Annotated in this window: 18 protein-coding genes and 2 pseudogenes; 4 read left to right on the top strand and 16 right to left on the bottom strand. The window is 73.5% G+C overall.

The genetic code is table 11. The annotated features are described in order from the left end of the window. The first annotated feature begins 101 nt into the window (after positions 1-101). Entirely contained in the window at positions 102-1244 is a 1143-nt protein-coding gene (locus tag Q8A52_RS25825) for an MFS transporter (RefSeq protein WP_316755766.1), read from the top strand. Here Q8A52_RS25825 and Q8A52_RS25830 read toward each other — a convergent pair. The 3 genes from Q8A52_RS25830 to Q8A52_RS25840 are packed head-to-tail and all read right to left on the bottom strand — an operon-like array spanning position 1225 to position 6180. Then, positions 1225-2829, bottom strand: a complete 1605-nt coding sequence (locus tag Q8A52_RS25830) for a protein kinase family protein (protein ID WP_316755671.1) — start codon at positions 2827-2829, stop codon at positions 1225-1227. The genes Q8A52_RS25825 and Q8A52_RS25830 overlap by 20 nt on opposite strands. Before the next feature lie 34 nt (positions 2830-2863). Further along, positions 2864-4426: a serine/threonine-protein kinase gene (locus Q8A52_RS25835; RefSeq protein WP_316755673.1), complete on the bottom strand. Its 1563-nt coding sequence runs from the start codon at positions 4424-4426 to the stop codon at positions 2864-2866. Beyond that, a complete protein-coding gene (locus Q8A52_RS25840; protein WP_316755675.1) occupies positions 4423-6180 on the bottom strand; it encodes an FHA domain-containing protein in 1758 nt (585 codons plus the stop codon). Before Q8A52_RS25840 ends, Q8A52_RS25835 begins: the two co-directional genes overlap by 4 nt. Positions 6181-6269: 89 nt before the next feature. On the opposite strand from Q8A52_RS25840, the gene Q8A52_RS25845 reads away from it, so the two are divergent. After that, a complete protein-coding gene (locus Q8A52_RS25845; RefSeq protein ID WP_316755677.1) occupies positions 6270-7868 on the top strand; it encodes a hypothetical protein in 1599 nt (532 codons plus the stop codon). A gap of 154 nt (positions 7869-8022) precedes the next feature. On the opposite strand, the gene Q8A52_RS25850 is transcribed toward Q8A52_RS25845, so the two are convergent. From Q8A52_RS25850 to Q8A52_RS25900, 11 genes and pseudogenes are all read right to left on the bottom strand, one after another. Then, entirely contained in the window at positions 8023-8892 is an 870-nt protein-coding gene (locus tag Q8A52_RS25850; RefSeq protein WP_316755767.1) for a methylenetetrahydrofolate reductase, read from the bottom strand. 300 nt (positions 8893-9192) lie between these two features. Further along, positions 9193-9342: pseudogene (locus tag Q8A52_RS25855) on the bottom strand (RNA polymerase sigma factor); the annotation flags it as partial. 68 nt (positions 9343-9410) lie between these two features. Next, positions 9411-9611 (bottom strand): hypothetical protein, encoded by a 201-nt coding sequence (locus Q8A52_RS25860; RefSeq protein ID WP_316755679.1) that lies wholly within the window; start codon positions 9609-9611, stop codon positions 9411-9413. A 66-nt stretch (positions 9612-9677) separates the two neighbouring features. Continuing rightward, positions 9678-10133, bottom strand: coding sequence for an RNA polymerase sigma factor (locus Q8A52_RS25865; RefSeq protein ID WP_316755681.1), 456 nt, complete (start codon positions 10131-10133; stop codon positions 9678-9680). A 237-nt stretch (positions 10134-10370) separates the two neighbouring features. Next, positions 10371-10880 carry an O-acetyl-ADP-ribose deacetylase gene (locus Q8A52_RS25870; protein WP_316755682.1) on the bottom strand — a complete coding sequence of 170 codons (510 nt, stop codon included), beginning with the start codon at positions 10878-10880 and terminating at the stop codon, positions 10371-10373. 64 nt (positions 10881-10944) lie between these two features. Continuing rightward, positions 10945-12357, bottom strand: coding sequence for a phytoene desaturase family protein (locus Q8A52_RS25875; protein ID WP_316755684.1), 1413 nt, complete (start codon positions 12355-12357; stop codon positions 10945-10947). A gap of 243 nt (positions 12358-12600) precedes the next feature. Then, complete coding sequence (locus Q8A52_RS25880; RefSeq protein WP_316755686.1) at positions 12601-13473, bottom strand: inositol monophosphatase family protein; 873 nt, start codon at positions 13471-13473, stop codon at positions 12601-12603. Between the two features lie 86 nt (positions 13474-13559). Continuing rightward, positions 13560-15374 (bottom strand): gamma-glutamyltransferase family protein, encoded by a 1815-nt coding sequence (locus Q8A52_RS25885; RefSeq protein ID WP_316755688.1) that lies wholly within the window; start codon positions 15372-15374, stop codon positions 13560-13562. A gap of 42 nt (positions 15375-15416) precedes the next feature. Continuing rightward, positions 15417-16163, bottom strand: coding sequence for an erythromycin esterase family protein (locus tag Q8A52_RS25890; protein ID WP_332845898.1), 747 nt, complete (start codon positions 16161-16163; stop codon positions 15417-15419). Between the two features lie 14 nt (positions 16164-16177). Further along, entirely contained in the window at positions 16178-16984 is an 807-nt protein-coding gene (locus Q8A52_RS25895) for an SDR family NAD(P)-dependent oxidoreductase (RefSeq protein ID WP_316755692.1), read from the bottom strand. 204 nt (positions 16985-17188) lie between these two features. Beyond that, on the bottom strand, positions 17189-17407 hold the full coding sequence (locus tag Q8A52_RS25900) for a methyltransferase domain-containing protein (protein WP_316755694.1): 219 nt from the start codon (positions 17405-17407) through the stop codon (positions 17189-17191). Between the two features lie 56 nt (positions 17408-17463). Between Q8A52_RS25900 and Q8A52_RS25905 the strand changes: the two are divergent. Both Q8A52_RS25905 and Q8A52_RS25910 read left to right on the top strand, forming a co-directional pair. After that, positions 17464-17793 (top strand): annotated as a pseudogene (locus Q8A52_RS25905) (carboxymuconolactone decarboxylase family protein); the annotation flags it as partial. Between the two features lie 584 nt (positions 17794-18377). Beyond that, positions 18378-19046, top strand: a complete 669-nt coding sequence (locus tag Q8A52_RS25910; protein WP_316755696.1) for a hypothetical protein — start codon at positions 18378-18380, stop codon at positions 19044-19046. Between the two features lie 27 nt (positions 19047-19073). On the opposite strand, the gene Q8A52_RS25915 is transcribed toward Q8A52_RS25910, so the two are convergent. Both Q8A52_RS25915 and Q8A52_RS25920 read right to left on the bottom strand, forming a co-directional pair. Further along, complete coding sequence (locus tag Q8A52_RS25915) at positions 19074-20606, bottom strand: NCS1 family nucleobase:cation symporter-1 (RefSeq protein WP_316755698.1); 1533 nt, start codon at positions 20604-20606, stop codon at positions 19074-19076. 143 nt (positions 20607-20749) lie between these two features. Next, positions 20750-21769, bottom strand: coding sequence for a TIGR03842 family LLM class F420-dependent oxidoreductase (locus Q8A52_RS25920; protein ID WP_316755700.1), 1020 nt, complete (start codon positions 21767-21769; stop codon positions 20750-20752). Positions 21770-21773: the final 4 nt, after the last annotated feature.

Raw genomic sequence — 21773 nt, forward strand, 5'->3', positions numbered from 1 at the left:
CCGTGTCCCGTGGGTAGGATGCGCGCCATGGGTGCAGCATCCGCCCCTCGGCGGCAGTGACACGGCCGAGCAGCGCGCCGCCCGGCCGGCCCCCGGCGCGCATGTGGCCGCTGTACGCGGCCGGTTTCACCACCGCGTTCGGCGCGCACGGCGTCGCGGCGAGCCTGGGCGCCCGCTCCGTGGACGCGGTCACCTCGCTCCTGGTCCTCGGCGGGCTCCTCGCCCTGTACGACGGTGCCGAGGTGATCCTCAAACCCGTGTTCGGCACGCTCGCCGACCGGATCGGCGCGCGTCCGGTGCTGCTGGGCGGCCTCGCCGCCTTCGCCGCCGCCTCCGCGCTGTACGCCGTCGCGGGCAGCCCCGGCTGGCTGTGGGCGGCGCGCCTCGGTCAGGGCGCCGCTGCCTCCGCGTTCTCGCCTGCCGCCTCGGCGCTGGTGGCCCGGCTCAATCCGGCGGCCAAGCGCGGGCGGGCGTTCGGGAGTTACGGCTTCTGGAAATCCGTCGGCTACACGCTGGGCCCGCTGCTGGGCGGGGTGCTGGTGTGGGCGGGCGGCCTGCGGCTGCTGTTCGCCGTGCTGGCGGGGCTGGGCACGGTGGTGGCGGGGTGGGCCCTGGCCGCCGTACCGCAGGTACCGCCGCTCCCCCGGGCCCGGCAGACCCTGCTGGACCTGGCTCGGCGCCTGGCCGACCCGTCCTTCCTGGTGCCGACGGGCGCGTTGGCCGGGGCGACCGCCGCGCTGGCCGTCGGCGTGGGCTTCCTGCCCGTCTCGGGAGCGGCGGCCGGGCTCGGTACGGTGGCCACCGGTGCGGCGGTGTCGGTGCTGGCCGCCTGTGCGGCGGTGGTCCAGCCACGTGCCGGGCGGGCGCTGGACGCGGGGCGGCTGACATCGCGCACCGGCCTGGGCTGCGGGCTGCTGCTCGCCGCGACGGGGCTGGCCTGCGCGATGCTGCCCGGTCTGGCCGGTGTCCTGCTCGCCGCCGCCCTGATCGGCGTCGGCACCGGCCTGATCACACCGCTGGGCTTCGCCGCCCTGGCCTCGGCGACCCCCGAGGAGCGGCTCGGGCAGACGATGGGCGCGGCCGAGCTGGGGCGCGAACTCGGCGACGCGGGCGGGCCGTTGCTGGTCGGCGGGGTCGCCGCGGCGGCGAGCCTGTCGTACGGCTTCGCGGCGCTCGCGGTGCTGCTCGCCACGGGACCGGCCGTCGCGGTGCTGGCCGGTGCCGTCAGGAGCAGGCGTAGCTGAAGGTCGCTTGCGCCTCGACCGGCTTTCGCTGGTGCGCAATCCGCAGGTCGGCGGTGCCCCGGAAGCTGCCGGGGCCGCGGACCGTCCAGCGCAGGTGCACGGTGACACGACGGTCTCCGCGGTGGGCCATGTGCACCAGCTCGCCGGAGTCATGGCCGTCGCTGCGCAGCCAGTGGTACGTCACCGGGCCGCCCCGGCCGTCGGTGGTCACGACGCCCACCAGATCGGCGGTCTGACCGCAGTGCAACAGCCCGGCGGGCGCCTGGACCCGGACGGCCGTGACCGTCGGGGCGGGACTCGGGCGCAGAAGCAGCCAGAGCAGGACCGCCGCGATCGTCAGAACGGCGGTCGTGGCGATCCAGCCCCGGCGTCTTCGGCGTTGGCGGCGGTCGGGCGGCAGGTGCGCGGTGCGCCACTGCGCGCGGAGAGCGTCCTGGGACTCGACGGGGATGCCGGGGCCGAAGCGCAGGAGGATCTCGCCGTCGTCCTCCGAGGGCGGGAACGGTGCGGTCGCCGGGGATTCGGCCGGGCCGCGGTTGCGTCTGCCGAGGACGGTGGCCTGGTCGTCCGGGGCGGCGGTGGGGTGGGCCCGGTACGGAACGGCGCGGGATTGGGCGCGGCTGGGCATGGTGAGCTGCTCGTCCGGCACGGGACGGCGATCCGCCACGGCACGCTGGTCCGCTTCGGGTGCCGCGGGCTCGGAGGCGGTGGAGGCGGTGGAGGCGGTGGAGGCGGTGTGGGTGGGGTCGGAGTCGGCGTCCCGGGGCTCCGCGCCCGCGGGTCGCGTTGCCCGGCTGTCCGCCCCCGCCCCCGCGCCCTCCGCCGATGGCGATGGCGATGGCGCCGCGGTGATCTCCGGTGCCGCCGCTGCCACCGCCGCGCGGAGTGCCGTACGGCGCAGAAAGTCCGCCGGAAGCGCCGCTCGCCCGGCGACCAGTGCCGCTCGGGCCGCCGCTAGGCCCTCGGCAGCGGCCGCGGTGGAACAGTGCGCGAACAGGGCCGCTGCGGGGGTACCGCCGGGCGCCCAGGCCTCGCCGAGGGTGCGGGACAGCCCGGCCCAGGCCACGATGTCGGCCTCGCGGCGCGCGCGGTCCGGGGCGTCGCCCAGCACCGTGCCCAGCGCGGCCCCGGCGAGCAGGGCGACGCCGTCCGGGGCGAGGACGACGGTGTCCGTGTCCAGCGCCCCGTGCGTGAGGCCTGCCTCGTGGAGCGCGAGCAGGGTCTGCGCGGTCTCGTTCAGGACGCTGGCCGCGCTGCCCGCGTCGAGGGCCGGACCGCCGCCGGCCAGCAGGTCCGCGAGCGTGGGAGCCGGCGGCCGGGCGGTGATCAGCCAGACCTCCCCCGCCTCCGCGACGAGGTCGACCGTGCCGAGCACCCCGGGCAGCCGGAGCCTGGCCACGGCGAGCACCGCGGTCGCGAGCCGCTCGCGCGTGCCCTCCGGGGCGAGCAGGGCGCGGTCGATGCGCAGCGCGCCGAGCACGGTCTCGCCGGACTGGGCCGGGAGCAGCGCGTGCCAGGTGCCGTGGCGGGCGTCGCGCGACCAGCCCGACAGGGGTCGCCCGGCGACGGTGGTGGCTGTCGTCATGTCGATCCGTTCTCGTTCTCGCTCGGTACGGCGCTCAGCACGGCGGCGCGTCCAGGGAGGCCGTCTGCGGTCCGTTCGCGGCCGCCGGAGTGCTGGTGAGCGTGACCATCCAGGTCCCCCGGCACGGGTGGTTGGAGAAGTCGGCCACGAAGGTCACGGGGTAGTGCGTGCTGCCGGACAGCTCCTGGGTCTGGTTGCCGTAGGGATCGGCGGGCGTGTCCACGTAGTAGTCGGCCGTGACGGTCACGGGACCGGTGCCGGTCGTGTCGACGGTGACGTCGGCGACCAGAGTGCCGGGGGCCTGCCCCCGCTGCCAGGAGCCGATGGTGATCGTGACCGTGCCGGGTGTGGGCGTGGCCGGGCTCGCGGTCGTCGGTGTGGGGGACTCCGTCGGCGGGGCGGCGCTCACGGTGGGGGTGGGTGAGTCCGTCGGGCTGTCCGAGGGGGTTCCGGTCGGGGTGGTGCCGGCCGTGGGGGAGGCACCGGTTGCGGACGCGGAGGGTGAAGGGGTCGGCAACGTCGGCGAGTTGACTTCCGAGGGCACCGAACTGGCCACCGTCGTCGATGTGTCGTGCGGACGGGCCGCCACGGAGGTCAGCCCGCCCGCGACGACCGCCAGGGCGGCGGCTCCGGCGGCGGCCTTCCATCCGCTGCGCCTCAACCGGCCGAGCAGTGTCAGGGCCTGGGCCGGAGCGTCGAGGGTCGCCGTCGCGGTGAACGGGAACAACAGGGCCAGCAGCGTGGTGAGTTCGGCGAGTCTGCGGCGTCCGCGCTCCTCCCAGTCGGCGCCGTACCCCTCGACGGCGGACCGCTCCAGGTCGGCGAGGAAGGCCTCGATGCCCGGCCGCTGCGCCGGGTCCTTGGCCATCCCCCGGCGCAGCAGCCCGCGTACGGGCACGGGTATGTCGTCCAGGGGGACGGGAGCCCTCAGGTGCTGCAGTCGCAGGGCGGTCACGTCGTCGCCGGTGAACGGGCGGCGCCCGGTCAGGCACTCGTGGAACACCGCCGCCGCGGCGTACACGTCGCCCGCCGGTCCCGCCGGTTCGCCCTGCCACTGCTCGGGCGCCATATAGGCGGGCGTGCCGGCGGCCTCGGCCTCGCGTCCGGTGCGTACGGCGATGCCGAAGTCCGCGAGCGCGCTGGTGCCGTCGGCGCGGACCAGCACGTTCTCCGGCTTGTAGTCGCGGTGGACCACCCCGGCCGTGTGAGCCGCGCCGAGGCCCAGCAGCGAGCCCTTGAGCAGGACCAGGGCGGCCTCGGGGCCGGTCGCCCCGTGCCGGCGCAGCAGTTGGCGCAGGCTGACGCCGTCCACCGCCTCCATCACGATCGCGGCACCGCCGCGCGCCTCGACGTACTCGTACAGCCGCACCACGCACGGGTGCCGCAACTCGCCCAGCAGCCGGGCCTCCGCGCGGAAGCGGGCGAGGAACTCGCGGTCGCCGCGCAGGCGTTCGCCGAGGTACTTGATCGCTACGGGCACTCCGGTCGCGGTGTGCCGGGCCAGTACGACCCGTCCGCCGGCTCCCTCGCCGAGCGTACGCACCTCTTCGTAACCGGGGACGGCCCACTGGCCGGGCCCGCCGGTGTCCTCGGTCATGCCGTTCCCTCCACGGCCGCGCCCATCGCCGGAGCCGGTACCGCGCCCCGGGCATCACGCCGGCGCCGCACCCGGCGGGCCAGCCACCGCACCGGCGCGGACCACACCGGGAAGGCCACCAGGGCGACCACGACGACCTCGATGACCGTGGTCCACGCCGGGGAGAGCCACCCGTCCAGCAGGTCGCCGATCCGGGAGCGCCAGGCCAGCAGGGCGAGGACCAGGAAGCCGTAGGTCCCGACGACGACCGCGAGGCCGTACGCGGCCATGCCCGCCTGCCGCGGGCCGGGCCGGCTGCCCGCGCGCAGGTCCTGCCAGAGGCCCTTGCGGAAGTACGCGCTTGCCTCCTCGCGCAGGCGCGGCACCCGCAGTGCGTCGGTCAGGGCCTGGTAACCGTCCAGCGGCATCAGGGGGTTGAAGTTGTAGAGCGTGTTCAGATAGAGCCCGAAGGCCAGCTGGAAGAGCACGGCCGAGGCCGGTCCGGCGGGCAGGAAGGCCGCGCCCGCCGCGCACCAGCCGGCCAGTGCCGCCGTCGACAGCGGTCCGGACAGCGCCACGACGACCCGCGACCAGCGGGTGCCGAACCACATGTCGCTGGTGTCCACGAACGCGAACGGCATGCCCATCATGAGCAGGAACCCGCCGCGCCGGACCGTGCGGCCGTACGACTTCACTGCCAGGGCGTGTGTCAACTCGTGGACGACGAGGGCGGAGATGTATCCGGCGGCGAGCAGCACCGGACCCCAGACGCCCGCTCCGCCGAAGTCCAGCAGGTGCTGCCGGCCCTGGGCGACGAAGAACGCGGCGAGGCCGCCGACCACCGACAGCCAGACCAGCGTCACGCCGGTCCGGGTGAAGAACCGCCAGCCGACGGCGTGGTAGAGGCGGGTGACGGACCGGTCGAGGCCGGGGACCGAGATCTCCAGCTTCAGCAGCGCCCGGTACACGGCGTGTCCCACGCGCCGCCAGCCCTTCCGCTCCGCCTCCTCGGGGCGGCCGGGCAGGCCGCGCAGGAGTCCCGCGTTCGCGAACGCCGAGAGGGCCGCCTCGATGCGCGGGAGGGCCAGCTCGCCGAAGCGGTCGGCGTAGGCGAACAGCAGGTCCCGTACGGTGTTCTCGCCGTCGACGGCGTGCCAGAGGAAGACCTCGCGCTCGTCCAGCTCCAGGTACACGCCGGTGCGGGTGTTGTTCAGCACCCAGCGGGGTTCGCCGCGGTCGGTGGGCACCTGCTTGAGCGCCCAGCCGGAGCGGCGGCGCGGACGTGCGGTGAGCGGGCCGTTCGCCTCCGGCACCGCTTCCTGTACGGCGGCGGGGAGTTGGGTGAGCTGGGTGCCGACGACCTGGGTGCGCTGGCCGATATGGGCCTCACGGGGCTGCTCGAACAGCAGGCGTACGTCGCCGACGGACAGCTCGGTGCCGTCGGCGAGGTGGGCCGCTCCGCCGTGCAGATCGACGCCGGCCACGGCCGTGCCGTTGAACGAGTCCAGGTCCTCGACCCGGAATCCCGACTCGGTGCGGACGATCCGGGCGTGGCTGCGGGACACGCTGGCGTCGGACAGGACGACGTCGTTGTCCGCGCCCCGGCCCAGCGTGGTGACCGGGCCGGTGAGCGGGACGAGCAGGGTGGGGTCGTCGAGGCCGCGCAGGTGCGGCGCGGCGTACGACGTCGGTGCCGCACCGCGGCGCAGGGTGCCGCAGTGCAGGCAGTACGGGAAGTCGCGCCGCACATGGACGCGGCAGGCGTGGCAGAGCATGCGTCGGCTCAGCCCGCGCCGGATCCGCTGATGAACGTTCCGTCGGTGAATCCGCCGTCGGTGTCGGCGCCGGGCGCGGAGGGCGACAGGTGTGTTGCGACGTCACCGATGCGGGAGGCGCCGGGGAAGTTCACACCGCCGCGCACGGTCTCGGAGCCGCCGCCGATGGTTTCACGGCCGCGGCCGCCGTTCTCGCCACCGCCGGGCTCACCGCCGCCGGAGGGACGGTCACCGTTCTCACCGCTGCCACCGCCGCCTTCGCCACCGCCGCCGCCTTCACCGCCACCGTGGCCGCCGCCACCGGAGGGACGGTCACCGTTCTCACCGCTGCCACCGCCGCCCTCGCCACCGCCGCCACCGCCGCCTTCACCGCCACCGTGGCCGCCGCCACCGGAGGGACGGTCACCGTTCTCACCGCTGCCACCGCCGCCTTCGCCGCCACCGCCACCACCTGCGCCGCCGCCCTCGCCGCCACCGCCGCCCTCGCCGCCACCGCCGCCCTCACCGCCACCGTGGCCGCCGCCACCGGAGGGACGGTCACCGTTCTCACCGCTGCCACCGCCGCCCTCGCCACCGCCACCACCGCCGCCGCCCTCGCCGCCACCGCCGCCCTCACCGCCACCGTGGCCGCCGCCACCGGAGGGACGGTCACCGTTCTCACCGCTGCCACCGCCGCCCTCGCCGCCACCGCCACCACCTGCGCCGCCGCCCTCGCCACCGCCACCGTGGCCGTCGCCCTCGTCACGGTCGAAGATGCCGCCGTGGCCGAAGTGACCGGCGTCGCCACCGCCCTCACCGCCGAAGCCGCCGCCGTGACCGCCGAGGTCTCCGAATCCGCCGGATCCGCCGAGGTCGCCCCCGGAGCCGAACCCACCGTCGCCGAACCCACCGTCACCGACACCGCCGAGACCGCCGTCGGCACCACCGTCACCGAAACCGCCGAAGCCGCCGTCGGCGCCGCCGCCGAAGCCGCCCGGACCCCCGGCCTCGCCGCCACCGAAGTCGCCGAACCCACCGAAGCCGCCCTCGGCCCCTCCGGCATGTCCGCCGAGCCCGCCGAGATCCGACCCGTCCGCGTTCCCGAACCCGCCGAAGTCACCGGCCTGCCCGAACTCACCGAATCCACCGTTCACCTCGGTCGGCGCCCCGTGGACCAGCCCCCCGCCGAGCAGGCTCTGGGCGCCGGTGGCCGACGCGTCGAGGCCGCCGGCGGTCTCCTGACCGTGGGCGGGAAGTGCCGGGTCCGCAGAGTGGTCGACGGATGTGTGGTCGACGGTGGCGTGGTCGGCGGACACATGGTCGACCGGAACGTCCGGAACGTCGTGGTGGGCCAGCGCATGTGCCGCACTGCCGAAGAACAGGGACGACTTGGACAGCCGCTGGTCGAGTGCGGCCGGTCCCCCGTCGGTACCCGACTCGACACGGAGCGAGCGGAGCTCCGTGACCTGGGCGGGTGTCAGGCCGAGTCTTCGGGCCACCTCCTCGGTGTCGCCGTCGAGTTCGGCTCTGAAGGCCGGATCGACGGCCAGGCGGGTCATGGCGTCGCGAAAGGCGTTGTCGGTCATGTCCTCGGTCTCCGTGGGTCTGGATGCACTGATGCCGATCCCGGCGGAGCTGAGGATCCCCCCTGGTCGGCGGCAACTGCCATTTCCGGCCATCCCCACCGATGCCTGCAGGGACGGTTATAAGGGGCATGACATGAACCGCGCAAGGCCGGGAGCAGGGCATCCTGGGCGCATATGCCACCGGAAGGGTCCGTCGCGCCTGTCGGTCACCGATCGGATACGGCCAGCGGTCCCCTCGGTCGTCCCCGCCCGCCGCACCGCCCGAGCGGGCCTCGCGTCAGTCTTCCTCGCGGAACCGGGCGATCCATTCCGAGGTCGCCCGCAGCCCGCCGAACGTGTAGAAGTGCACCTTCAGATCGCCGTGGCGCCGGACGTCGTACTCCCGGGCCAGTGTGCGCAGGAAACGGTCGGGTCCCGCCGTACCCACGAGGCTGGTCAGCGAGAAGCCGTACTTCCGGGCGATGGAGGCGCTGGTGCCGACGCCGAAGCGGGTGGCGTAGCCGATCAGACGGCGTACTCCGGCGGGCCCGGGGACGCCGATGCGGATCGGCAGGCCGACGCCGCGCTCACGCGCCCGCTCCACCCAGGTGAGCACCCGGTCCGCGTCGAAGCCGAACTGGGTGATGACGTCGCCCGCGAGCCGCTGGGCCCCGAGGACCGCGCTCTTGTCGGTCAGCGCCGACCACAGGGCGTGCTCGCTGATGGCGGGGTGGCCCTCCGGGTAGCCGCTGATGCCGATGTGCCGGACACCGTGGCGCTGGAGGAGTCCGGTGCGGATGACGGTGAGGGCGTCCTCGTACGGTCCCTCGGGGCGGGCGGGGTCGCCCCCGACGACGAACACGTTGTCGGCGGTGCCGTCGGCCCGGAGCCCGGCGAGGAACTCCTCCAGGTCCGCCTGCGAGCCGAGGCGGCGGGCGGATATGTGCGGGACGGGGACGAAGCCGAGGCGTTTGACCGCGCGGGCGGCGTCGAGGCGCATGCCGAGGTTCTCGTTGCCGAGGAAGGTGACGTTGATGCGGGTGCCCCGGGGGATGGTGGCGCCGGCCTCCTCCAGTCCGGGGATGTCCTTGCCGGTCATCTCCAGGGAGAAGTCCTCGAGCAGCGCGGTGATCGGCGCCACCGGCGGGGCCGTGGGACCCGGGTTCATCGTGCTCCTTCGTCTCGCGCCGTCCCGGGCGTCGTGCCGGTACGGGGTGAGCACGATCCGGGGTCCTGTGGCCCCGCCGATGATGTCACGCGCGTCGGCGGCGTCACGGAGGAGGGTGCTTCCGCCGTCCGATGCCGCCGGGCACCCCGACCGTGTGGGCCCCGATCCGCTCGGCCATGGTGCGCTGGGCAGCCATGCCCGGTCACGCATCGCGTGGCGCTCCAGCACCTCGTCCGGGCCGGCACCCGGGTCCGGCACAGGCAGCTCGGCAAGGGGCTCGGCCGGCCGGGAACCGCGCAGCAGCGTCCGGCACTTGTTGCGCACGATCATCCGCAGCCACGCACCGACCGCGCCCGGATCGCGCACGTCGGCGATGCGGGCCAGGGCGACCAGGGCGGCATCCTGCAGGACGTCGTCCACATCCGGACCAGGGTGACGCGGGCCCACCATGGCGAATCACCTCAAGTGCGCGCGGTCATTGCCCGACGGCCCTGCTCGCACGACGGTAGCGGCAACACTCATCGCGACGGCTCGGGAAAGACCACCCGCAGTGTTCGCACCCTTCTGTCGCGGCGGACCATGAGCCAGGCGAGGGTCGGCGGGCAGGGCTTGACGGCACCGGCGGGGTTGACGACGTCCATTTCCCAGATGGTGAGGTCCCGGCTGGCCAGGACATGGCGCAGGTGCTGACGCACCCCGGCGTCCCGGTTCTGTCGCATGGCCGGGTAGGGATGGGTGCGTTCTCCCGGCGGGCTGAGCGCGCCGACCAGTTCGGCCTCCGCCGGCTACAACTCGGCTATCTCCCGGGGCAGGGTGCCGACCGCGGCGCCCCGCAAGGTCGCCAGGGCCTCCTGCCTGCTGTCCCCGGTGAGAGCGGAAGCGTCGTCGTGCGCTTGGGCGGCGGTCGACAGCAGCACCTGGGCCAGGTTCGCCCTGGCCCGGTCGAGTCGGCTGCGCACCGTGCGGACCGGCGTCTCGCAAGCGGCGGCGATCTCCTGGTAGGAGGTGATGCCGCTGAAGTGACGCAGCATCAGCACCAGCCGTAGCCGCTCCGGCAGTTCCTCCACCGCGTCCCAGATCCAGTCCCGCATCGCGTGCTGCTCGACGAGCCGCTCCGGATGCGACGGCTCGTGAGCGCGCGGGTTCAGGCGGTCGAGACCGTCCAGTCCTGGTGTCTCCCGTGCGGCGCGCAGACGCATGCGGGAGGTGTTGCGCACGATCGCCCGCGGCCACGCTCCCACGGCGGCGGGATCCCGTACGTCGCCGATGCGCCGCAGCGGTCAGCGCGGCGTCCTGCATAGCGTCCTCCGCGTCGGGGCCGTGGCCGAGCAGGCTCAGCGCCACCGCGCGCATCGGCGCCTGATGCCGAGCCGCAGCAGCCCGAGGGCTCCGGTCTCGCCCGGCCTGCGTCCTGCGGGTGAGTTCCTCGTCGGTGGGTGGCACTCGGGCAACAACGAAAACCCCGAACCACGGTTCCGTCAGCGAAGCCGCGTGGCGAACGCCTCGTAGGCCCGGTCGTCGAAGAGGACGAACCTGACCTCCTCGACGGCCGTGCTAGTGGCGCGCACCGTCTCCACCGCGATGCGGGCGCCATCGTCCATCGGCCAGCCGTAGATGCCGGTGGAGATGGCGGGGAACGCGACCGTACGGGCGCCGAGTTCGTCGGCGACCTTCAGTGACTCCCGGTAGCAGGAGGCCAGCAGCTCCGAGCGGTCCTCGGAGGACGACCAGACCGGCCCGACCGTGTGGATCACCCATCGCGCGTCCAGCTCCCCCGCGGTCGTGGCGACTGCCTGGCCCGTGGGCAGACCCTTGCCGTAACGGGAGGCCCGCAGGGCCCGGCACTCCTCGAGGATCGCGGATCCCCCGCGCCGGTGGATCGCGCCGTCCACGCCTCCGCCGCCGAGGAGCGAGGAGTTGGCCGCGTTGACGATCGCGTCGGCGGTCTGCCGGGTGATGTCGCCCTGGGCGAGCGTGATGGTGGTCATGGCTGCCTCTATACCAGCCGGGGCCCGTACGGCGCTCGCGCAGTACAGGGCGACGGCGGCCGCGTCACGGCTCCTGTCGCAGCCGCCGCCAGACCGCCTTCGCCGCGTTGTGGCCGGACATGCCGTGCACTCCGGGGCCCGGCGGGGTGGCCGAGGAGCAGATGAAGACCGCCGGGTGCGGGGTGTTGTAGGGGAACAGGGAAATCTTGGGGCGCAGCAGGATCTGGAGGCCCGAGACCGCGCCGGAGCCGATGTCGCCGCCGACGTAGTTGGCGTTGCGGGCGGCCAGTTCGGGCGGACCGGCAATGGCCCGCGCGAGGACGCGGTCGCGGAAGCCGGGGGCGAAGCGCTCCAGTTGGCGCTCCATGTTGTCCGTGAGGTCGCCGGTCCAGCCGCTGGGCACATGGCCGTACGCCCAGAAGACGTGCTTGCCCTCCGGGGCGCGGGTGGGGTCGACGACACCGGGCTGCACGGTGATCATGAACGGCCGCTCGGGCGCGCGGCCCTGGCGGGACGCGGCGCGCAGGGCGGTGCCGATCTCCGCGGCGTCGGCGCCGATCTGCACCGTGGTGGCGGCGCGCGCCTCCGGGGCGGTCCAGGGCACCGGGCCGTCCAGGGCGTAGTCGACCTTGAAGACGCCGGGGCCGTAGCGGTAGCCCTCGTAGTAGTTGCCGAAGCCGGCGATGCGGGCCAGGGCGGTGGGCGAGGTGTCGAAGACATAGGCGCGGGCGGGCGGCAGGTCGTCCAGCCGTTTCACCTCGTAGTCGGTGTGCACGCTGCCGCCGAGGTCCTTGAGATAGGCGGCGAGCGCGTCGGAGATCGACTGGGAGCCGCCGCGGGCCACGGGCCAGCCGCGGGCGTGCGCGGCCAGTGCGAAGACCAGGCCTACCGCGCCGGTGGCGAAGCCGCTGAGCGGAGCCATGACATGCCCGACCAGACCGGCGAAGAGGGTCCTGGCCCGCTCGTCGCGGAAGCGGCGCATCAGCCAGGTGGAGGGCGGCAGGCCGGTCAGGCCGAAGCGGGCGAGGGTGACCGGGTCGCGCGGGAGCGCGGTGAGCGGCAGCGACATGAAGTCCTGGACCAGGGTGTCCCACTTGGTGAGGAACGGCGCGACCAGCCTGCGGTACGCCCCCGCGTCGCGCGGTCCGAAGGAGGCGGCCGTCAGCGCCACGGAGCGGGCGAGCACCGCGGCCGTGCCGTCCGGGAACGGGTGTGCCATGGGCAGGTCGGCGTGCAGCCACTCCAGGCCGTACCGGTCGAGGGGCATCGCGCGGAACGCGGGCGAGTTGATGCCGAGGGGGTGGGCGGCGGAGCAGGGGTCGTGGCGGAAGCCCGGGAGGGTGAGCTCTTCGGTGCGGGAGCCTCCGCCGACGGTGTCCCGGGCCTCGAACAGGGCGACGGAGAATCCGCGGCGGGCGAGCTCGACGGCAGCCGTCAGTCCGTTAGGCCCCGCTCCCACCACGACCGCATCGAACATCGACGGCACCTTGGGACCCCTTCGTCAGCCGACGGCCACTCGGGATCAGGATATGCCGGGGGACTGACAGCCCAGGGGGCGCGGGTGGGCTCGGCGGGGCGCCCGGGGGGCGCATCCGGGCGGGCCCCTAGAGCGGAACCGGGGCGCGCGGGGTGGACCGGGCCGTCTGAGGGACGGCCGGGGGTCGGCGCCCGAAGCGGAATCCAGCGGTACGGGTGCCCTCGCCCCGCTGGGAGCCGCAGCTCAGCCGGCGCCGCCCAGCAGTTCCACCACCCGGTGGGCCGTGGCCGCGTCCCGGGCCGCCGTGAACGGGAGGGCGTTGCCGCCGGTGATGCTGAACGGCTCTCCGGTGCGGGTGAGGTGAGCGCCGCCGGCCTCCTCGACGAGGAGCAGGCCCGCCGCATGGTCCCAGGCGGCCTCCCAGCTGAAGGCGGTGGCGTCCAGCTCGCCCTTGGCGACGGCGAGATACTCCAGTCCGGCGGAACCGCAGGCGCGGGGCGCGACGCCCTCGGTCCACAGGCCCAGCAGGGCGCGCTTCTGCTCGTCCGTCGTGTAGTCCGGGTGGGAGGTGGCTGTCTCCAGGTCCCGCCCCGGCGTGGGCGCGCCCGCGATGAGCCGTTCCCCGTCGAGGAAGGCGCCGTGGCCCCGGACGGCCGTGGCCAGCTGGTCGCGGGCCGGTGCGTAGGTCCAGGAGGCGAGCAGGACGCCCCGGTGGGCGAGCGCGACCAGCGTGCAGAAGCCGGCGTCGCCGTGCACGAACTGCCGGGTGCCGTCGACGGGGTCGACGATCCAGACCGGCGCGTCGCCCCGTATCGCCTCGTACGTCGCCGGGTTGGCGTGCACGGCCTCCTCGCCGACCACGACGGAGCCGGGCAGGAGGGCGCCGAGTGCCGCGGTGAGGTACTCCTCCGCGAGCCGGTCGGCGTCCGTCACCAGGTCGTGCGGTCCGCTCTTCTGGTCGATCTCGTGCTCGGCGAGGCGGCGGAAGCGGGGCAGGATCTCGGTCGCGGCGGCCTTGCGCACCGCCTCTTCCACGTCGGCCGAGTGGCGGGCGAGGAACTCTCCCACAAGGGCTTCGTCCAGGGGGGACCCCCAGGTTTCGGTGTCTCCGATCATGTCCCCATGAGAGCACGCGCCTCTGACAATCCCCACCGGCTCGGTGAACGAGAGATGGAATCCGGACGAACAGCAGGGGCCGATGATCAGCGGCCCACCGCGTATCCCTGCATGCCCCGCGGATTGGCGGCCGCCGAGAGGATACCGGTCTCCGGGTCGCGGGCCACCGCGCACAGCCGGCCCTCGGACCAGCTGTGGGCGACCGTGACGTCGTGGCCGCGCCGCCGGAGCTCGTCGACGACACCGGGGGCCGTGCGGGACTCGACGGTCACGCTGCCCGGCCGCCATCCGCGCGGGTAGAAGGAGCCGGGGAAGCCGTCGTTGTGCCAGTTCGGGGCGTCGATCGCGCCCTGGAGGTCGAGGCCGCCGCGGACGGGGGCGCGCAGGGCGACGGCCAGGAAGAAGTGCAGCTGCCACTGGTCCTGCTGGTCGCCGCCGGGCGTGCCGAAGGCCATCACCGGGATCCCGTCGCGCAGCGCGACCGACGGGCTGAGGGTGGTGCGGGGGCGGCGGCCCGGGGTGAGGGAGTTGGGCAGGCCCTCCTCCAGCCAGGTCATCTGGAGCCGGGTACCGAGCGGGAAGCCGAGTTCGGGCACGACCGGGTTGGACTGCAGCCAGCCGCCGCTGGGCGTGGCGGCGATCATGTTCCCCCAGCGGTCGACCACGTCGAGGTGGCACGTGTCGCCGCGGGTGCCGCCGTCGGCGGCCACCTCGGGCTCGGCCGGAGTCCTCGCGAGGGTCGGTTCCCCGACGCCCATCGGGTCGAAGCCGGGTTCGTCGGCGGCCGCCCCGCGTGCGTGCACACTCAGCCGGGGCGCGCGTCCGCCGGGGCTGCCGGGGCGCAGCTCGTTCGAGGCCTTGCCGCCGACGAGCGCCCGCCGCCCGGCGTTGTAGGCGTCCGACAGCAGCTCGCCGAGCGGTACCTCGGCCGCGTCCCCGTACCAGGCCTCCCGGTCGGCCATGGCCAGCTTGCAGCCCTCGACGAGCAGGTGCAGGTAGTCGGCGGAACCGTACGGGGGAAGCTCGGGAGGAAGCAGCGCGAGCTGCTGGAGGAGGGCGGAGCCCTGGCTCCAGGGGCCGGCCTTGCAGAGGGTCCAGCCGTTCCAGTCGTACGTCGCGGGGCTCTCGTAGGTCGCGGACCAGCCCGCGAGGTCGGCGGCGGTGAGCGTGCCCGTGTGCCGCTCGCCGCTGGTGTCCAGGGTGGGCCGCGCGGCCTGCCGTCCCAGCGCCTCGGCGATGAAGCCGGAGCGCCACACCTCCCGGGCGGCGTCGATCCGCGCCTCCCGGTCGCCCGCCCCCTCCGTCTCGGCGAGCAGCCGCTTCCAGGTGGCGGCGAGGGCGGGGTTGCGGAACAGCTCGCCGGGCCGGGGCGCCTTTCCGCCCGGCAGGTACACCCGAGCCGACGAGGTCCACTCCGTCTCGAAGAGCTTCCGCACGCTCTCGACGGTCGCGCCGACGTTCTCCACGGGCGCGTGCCCGTGCTCGGCGTACCCCACGGCGTACTTCAGGACGTCGGCGAGGGACTTGGTGCCGTGGTCGCGCAGCAGGAGCAGCCAGGCGTCGAACGCCCCCGGCACGGCCGCGGCCAGCGGGCCCGTGCCGGGCACGAGATCAAGACCGAGCCCCCGGTAGTGCGCGACCGTCGCCCCCGCCGGTGCCACGCCCTGCCCGCACAGCACCCGCACCGCACCGCCGGCCGGGGCGAGCAGGATCGGGACCTCACCGGCGGGCCCGTTGAGATGCGGCTCGACGACGTGCAGCACGAACGCGCCCGCGACCGCGGCGTCGTAGGCGTTGCCGCCGTCCTCGAGCACCGCCATCGCCGACTGCGAGGCCAGCCAGTGGGTGGAGGACACCATGCCGAAGGTGCCCTGGAGGGTGGGCCGGGTGGTGAACCGCATCTGTCACCTCACTGGTCGCGATCGCGCGTCGCTCCCATCGTCTCAGCGCAGCTGAGTCGAAGGCGTCGAGCGGGCCATGTACGCCAGCCCGTCGTACTCCCGGGCGAGCACCGTCGCAGTCGGGTGGAAGCGGTACGTCACGCGCGGCACCGAGGCGCCGAAGGACCGTACGAACTGGCGGTCCTGCAGCCACTGGGCGACGGCGGGCAGTGCCCGGCCGCCGCGCAGGTCGACGATGTGATCCTCCGGTGTGACCGAGGCGAGCCGGCCCTCGACCGACCGCGGGCCCGCCGAACCGATGGTGTGCTTCCTCGGCGCGCGCGTCGCGGAGTTTCCGGGGCGGCCGCGGAAGGCGCCCTCGCCGAAGAGCAGGCCGAGGGCGTAGTAGCGCTCCCCGTAGTGGCTCCTGAGGTGCCGCCCCATCGCGGGTATGTCTCCCGCGTAACAGTCCGTCGCGACATGGCCGTTGTGGGCCCGTACGGCCACCTTGCCGGGCGACCGCTCCTCGAGGGAGATGACTCCCTGCGCCAGGTACCGGTCCCGGACCGCCGGCCCGCCCGGTTCCTCGCCGTCGCCGCGCAGCGGGCGCGAGGCCACGTCGGCCGCCGCCACGATCATGTGTGCGTGGCCAGCGCGTCGTCGACCGTTTCGGCTCCGGCGCGTGCGGCGAGTCCGGGCCGGTCCTCTGCACGGCGGAGGGGGCAGTCGGCGAGTGACGACAACGCCTGGGGTCCCCCTGCTCGAAGAGCTTGAGAGAGTGCGCGCCAGCCCCCACGACGCGGGCCTGATCCGAACGACACCCCCTAGCCGCGTCGGGTGATCCGGAAGTCGAAGCCGAGGGTCCCCGGATCGAGGGCCGTCGCACCGCCGTCGACGGTGAGCACCGAGCCGTTGACGTACGACGCCGCCGGGGACAGCAACCAGTCGATCGCTTCGGCGACTTCACGCGGTTCGCCCGGCCGGCCCATGGGCAGGAGCGCGGTGGCCTTCTCGTAGGCGGCGTCCATACCACCCTCGAGGCCCGCTTCCGCGGCGAAGCGCGTCATGCGCCGGTCGGCCATCTCGGTGCGCACCCAGCCGGGGCACACGATGTTGGCACGCACGCCCTGACGTCCGTAGTCGACGGCGACGGAGCGGCAGAGCTGGAGCAGGGCCGCCTTGGAGGTGGCGTACGGGGCGTTGCTCGTGCCGTTGCGCAGCGCGGACACCGATGCGACGGCGACCACCGCTCCGCCCGACTCCAGCAGGTGCGGGAGCGCCGCGCGCAGGAGCATCAGCGGGCCGGTGAGGTTGGTGCGCATCACGTCGTCCCAGTCCTCCAACGACAGGTCGCCCACGGCTCCGCCGCGGCCGATGCCCGCGTTGAGCACCAGTCCGTCGAGTCGTCCGTGGGCGGCCAGGGCTGCCCGGACGAGACCGTCGGCCGCCTCGGGGTCCCCCACGTCGGACGGATGGGCCAGTACCCCGGTCTCGGCCTCGAGGCGGCGCAGGGGCTCGCTGCGCCGGCCGCAGACGACCACGTGGTGGCCTCCCTCGCTCAGCAGCCGGGCCGTAGCCTCCCCGATGCCCGAACCTCCGCCGGTCACGATGACAACTCGCTTGTCCGCCACTGCTGTTCAGCACCCTCCTGCGGGATCACAAAGCACGTCCGAGCCTAGATCCCGACGATCGGTCCCTGACGACTTTGAGACAGCGCTCGGTCAGGACAGACGGAGGAGAACACCTGGGCCGGTCTGCCCGCGGTCAGCAGTTGTCCGCTCACGCCGAGGAGTGACGGCTCGGACTCGACGCGTCGGGTGGCCGCCAGGACGGCCTCACGGCGGTCGGGGTCGTCCAGCCAGGTCTCGGCAGTCCTCCCGTGGAGAGGGGCGCCTGCCGTGCTCGGACACCACGTCGGTCCGTGCAAGGAGGGGTACGGGATCGAGGAGTTCGACGGTGTGCCCGTCCCGCACGAGCCACTGGGCGTGCACTCCGCTGCCGCCGCCGACGTCCAGCACGTGTGCGGGCGCCGCGGGCAGCAGCCGTCGCAGCACGTCCCGAGTGCGCCAGAACTCCAGCCGTCCGGCGCTGATGCGGCCGTCACCAGACGGCGGCGCTGCGCACGGCCGCCGCCGCGGGCGCGGGCCTCCTCGACACCGAGGACCGGGCCCTCGTACGCGACGCCCTGCGCGCCTGGGACGGCTCGCACCCATCGCTCACCCGGCCCGCCCCGCCGGACCGTGCCGAGCGTCCGGGGGCGCGCCTGGCGCTGCTGGCGGCCCTGGTGCCGTACCGCGTCACGGACGAGGACGTGGCGGCCCGGAGCCGCCGGGAGCACGCCGACCACCGTCTGGTGCATCCCGTCGCATACGGCGCGTTCGCCGCCGTCGACCGCATCGAAAGCACCCTTACCGCACGAATCACCCAGGAAACATCGTGAATCGGTCGGCAATCCCCGTCCGGCGGAGGCCCGGAACGGCACGGTGGGCCGGCCGGCCCGGGCACGCGGTCGGGGTCGACATCTCGGCACCGCTTGTGGACCGCGCCCGCCGGAGCGGCGCGGACGAGGGCATCACGAACGCCGCCCATGAACTCACCGACGCGCAGGTGCAGCCGTGCCGGCCCGCCGGATACGACGTCGTCATCAGCCGAGGTGGGTCATGTTCTTCGCGGAACGCACGTCCGCGTCCGGCGATCCGGCGCGCGCGTTGCGGCCGGACGGGCGGTTCGCGCGGCGGCTCCTCCGTGTCCGGTCCCGGCGGCAGGAAGTCGGCGGCGTCCGGAATGTCATGGCCGCACACCGTCCCGGTGGTGACCGGGCCACCGTCACCTCCTCGTATCCCGCGAGGACTTCACGGATGCGGTCCGGGTCGGAGAGCGGCGCACACGGGCCGTCAACACTCCAGCGTCACCGCGCAGGCACGGAGCGAGTTTTCACTACCGCCTCACAGGGAGTCGTGTGACACTGGCGTCCCGTCCGCAGTGTGGACTCCCTCCGCACCCCTCCCCCACGAGAAGTGCGCCTTGCGTGATCTTCCTCTGCCGCTCGCTCTGACCGCGCGTCTGTCGCCGGTCGCCGTGCTCGCCACGGCAGGCTGGGCGCTGGCGTCCGGTCCGTTCGCCGCGACACCGGCGGCCGAGCACCGGTCGGACCAGAAGACGGCCGGCCAGTCGCCCACCGCCCCGTCGTCGACGGCGGTGTCGAAGTCGTACGCCGACGCGCCCGCGCCCTGCACCAGCGTGGCGGTCAAGACCATCTCCTCCCTGGTGCCGGGCGCCAAGACGGCCGGCAAGGAGATCCCGTCGACGGACACGAAGCTGCGCCGCACCTGCTCCTGGAACGCGCTCAAGGGGTACGACTACCGCTGGCTCGATGTCTCCTACGAGATAACCGACTCCGACGAAATCGCGCAGAAGCAGTACAAGGATCGCATCGGGGAGAAAAGCGGCGGAGGGGATGTTCCGGGCCTGGGTGACTCCGCCTATTCCGTGGTGAACGTGACCACGGAGGACAAGCAGCAGACACGCGAGGGCGTGGTGATCGCCCGTGTCTCCAACGCGCTCGTCGTGGTCACCTACAACGGCAGTGACTTCGAGACGAAGAAGGCACCCGACTCCGACGTGATCAACAAGGGCGCCATCAAGGCCGCCAGGGACGCGGTCGCGGCACTGGAGGGCGGCCAGAAGAACTGACCGCCCTCCGCGCCGGACCGTGCGTCGTCAGACGGCGGCCTCCTGCTTCCGGCCGCCGGTCAGCAGCATCAGCGCCAGATACAGCACGAGCGATGTGCCGAGCCCGACCGCCCAGCCGTAGTCGGCGAGGGAGGAGAGCGCCGGGACGGGTCTGCCGTCGATCAGCGGCTTGAAGCTGGCGCCGCCGACGGCCAGCACACCGCCGGCCAGGAAGGCCACGACCGCCCGCCAGTTCCAGCCGCCCGCGTACCAGTAACGCCCGCCGGAGCGGTACAGGTCGGTGAGGTCGAGGCGGGTGCGGCGCAGGATCCAGTAGTCGGCGATGAGGATGCCCGCGACCGTGCCGAGCAGACCGCCGACCAGGCCGAGCCAGGTGAAGATGTAGCCCTGCGGGTCGGAGTACAGCTTCCAGGGGAAGATCAGCACGCCGAGGACGCAGGTGGCGAGGGCACCGGTGCGGAAACTGATCCTCCTGGGCGCGATGTTGGAGAAGTCGAACGCGGGCGAGACCAGGTTGGCCGCGATGTTCACGGACAGCGTCGCCACCAGGACAGTGACCAGGGCATACAGCAGACCGACCACGTTGTCGGTCTTGGCGGCCAGCTGGACCGGGTCCCAGACCGGCTTGCCGTACACGGCCTGCGAACCGGACGTGACCAGCACGGAGAGGAAGGCGAACAGGGTCATCGTCGTCGGCAGACCGAGGGCCTGTCCCCACGTCTGTGCCCTCTGGCTCTTGCCGTAACGGGTGAAGTCCGGGATGTTCAGGGACAGGGTGGACCAGAAGCCGATCATGCCCATCAGGGACGGCCAGAACAGCTTCCAGAAGTCCTCGCCCCAGCCGAGCTTGGAGGGCTGGTCGAAGAGGGGTCCGACGCCGCCCGCCTTGTTGCTCATCCAGGCCAGCATCACGAACGCGCCGACGAGCACGAAGGGCGCCGCCCAGTTCTCGAAGCGGCGGATCGTCTCCATGCCCCGGTAGATGATCGCGACCTGGATCACCCAGAAGATCGCGAACGACAGCCACATGGTCCAGGCGTAGCCGCCGATCGCCGAGGCGCCCGTCCAGCTGTCGCCGATCAGCTTCCCGGCGAGGAAGTAGATCGCCTCGCCGCCGATCCAGGTCTGGATGCCGAACCAGCCGCACGCCACCAACGCCCGTACGACGGCGGGGAGGTTGGCGCCGCGGACGCCGAAGCCGGCGCGGGCGAAGACCGGGAAGGGAATGCCGTACTTCGGTCCCGCGTGCCCGGTCAGCAGCATCGGGACCAGCACGATCAGATTGGCCAGCGCGATGGTGAACACGGCCTGCTTCCAGTCCATGCCCACCGCGATGAGCCCGGAGGCCAGGGTCCAGGAGGCCGTGTTGTGGGCCATGCCGACCCACAGCGCGGAGAAGTTGTACGTGGTCCAGGTGCGCCGCGAGACGGGGACCGGGAGCAGGTCCTCGTTGGCGTACGGGCCGCTGGGCTGCGGCGAACCGGGGGCAATCTCCACCCGGCCGTCGGCGAGGGTGACTTGAGCGGTCAACGGTATCGCTGTGGGAGCGGTGTCGGTCATGGGCAGGCCAATCGGAGAAGGCGGGACGGGAGAGGCCGTGCGGGTCCGAGGGGGGTGCGCGTCCCATGACACAGAAGCCGGGAGCGCCCTGGGCCCCCTTCCCTGGACGGCGGGAAGGGGGAGATCGCGGGGAAGGGGGACGGTCAGCCGTTGACGGCCGGGATCACCTGCGCGCCATAGGCGTCGATGGTGGCTTCCTGTGCGTCGTGCATGTCGTACACGGCGAACTGGTCTACGCCCAGCTCGCGCAGTGCCTCGAGCTTCTCGATGTGCTTCGCGGCCGGTCCGATGAGGCAGAACCGGTCGACGATCTCGTCGGGCACGAACTCGGTGTCGGGGTTGCCGCTGCGCCCGTGGTGCGCGTAGTCGTACCCCTCGCGCGCCTTGATGTAGTCGGTGAGTTCCTCGGGCACCTGGGCCGAGTGCTCACCGTACTTGGAGACCAGGTCGGCCACATGGTTGCCGACCATCCCGCCGAACCAGCGGCACTGCTCGCGGGCGTGGGCGAGCGCCTCGGGCGAGTCGTCCTCGGTGACATACGCCGGGGCGGCGACGCAGATCTTCACCTCGGACGGGTCGCGCCCGGCGGCCACGGCCGCGTCCTTCACGGCCCTGACCATGTACTCGGTCAGATAGAGGTCCGCCAGCTGGAGGATGAACCCGTCGGCCTCCTCGCCGGTCATCTTCAGGGCCTTGGGGCCGTACGCGGCCATCCACACGGGGACTTCGGCGCCCGGCTTGATCCACGGGAACTTCACCACCGTGCCGCCCAGGTCGGCCTCCTCGCCACGGCCGAGCGCGCGGATGACCTTCATGGCCTCGCTGATCCGGGCCAGGGTGTTGGGCTTGCGGCCCGCGACCCGCATCGCCGAGTCGCCGCGACCGATGCCGCAGACCGTGCGGTTGCCGAACATGTCGTTGAGGGTGGCGAAGGTGGAGGCGGTGACCTCCCAGGTGCGGGTGCCCGGGTTGGTGACCATCGGGCCGACCGTCAACTTCGAGGTGTTGGAGAGGATCTGACTGTAGATCACGAACGGCTCCTGCCACAGTACGGCGGAGTCGAAGGTCCAGCCGTAGGTGAAGCCGTTGCGCTCGGCCCGCTTCATCAGGCTGATGACGCGGGAGGCCGGCGGGTCGGTCTGCAGGACGAGTCCGAAGTCCATGGGC

It is taken from the genome of Streptomyces herbicida (assembly GCF_032656585.1).
Classification (GTDB): Bacteria; Actinomycetota; Actinomycetes; order Streptomycetales; family Streptomycetaceae; genus Streptomyces; species Streptomyces herbicida.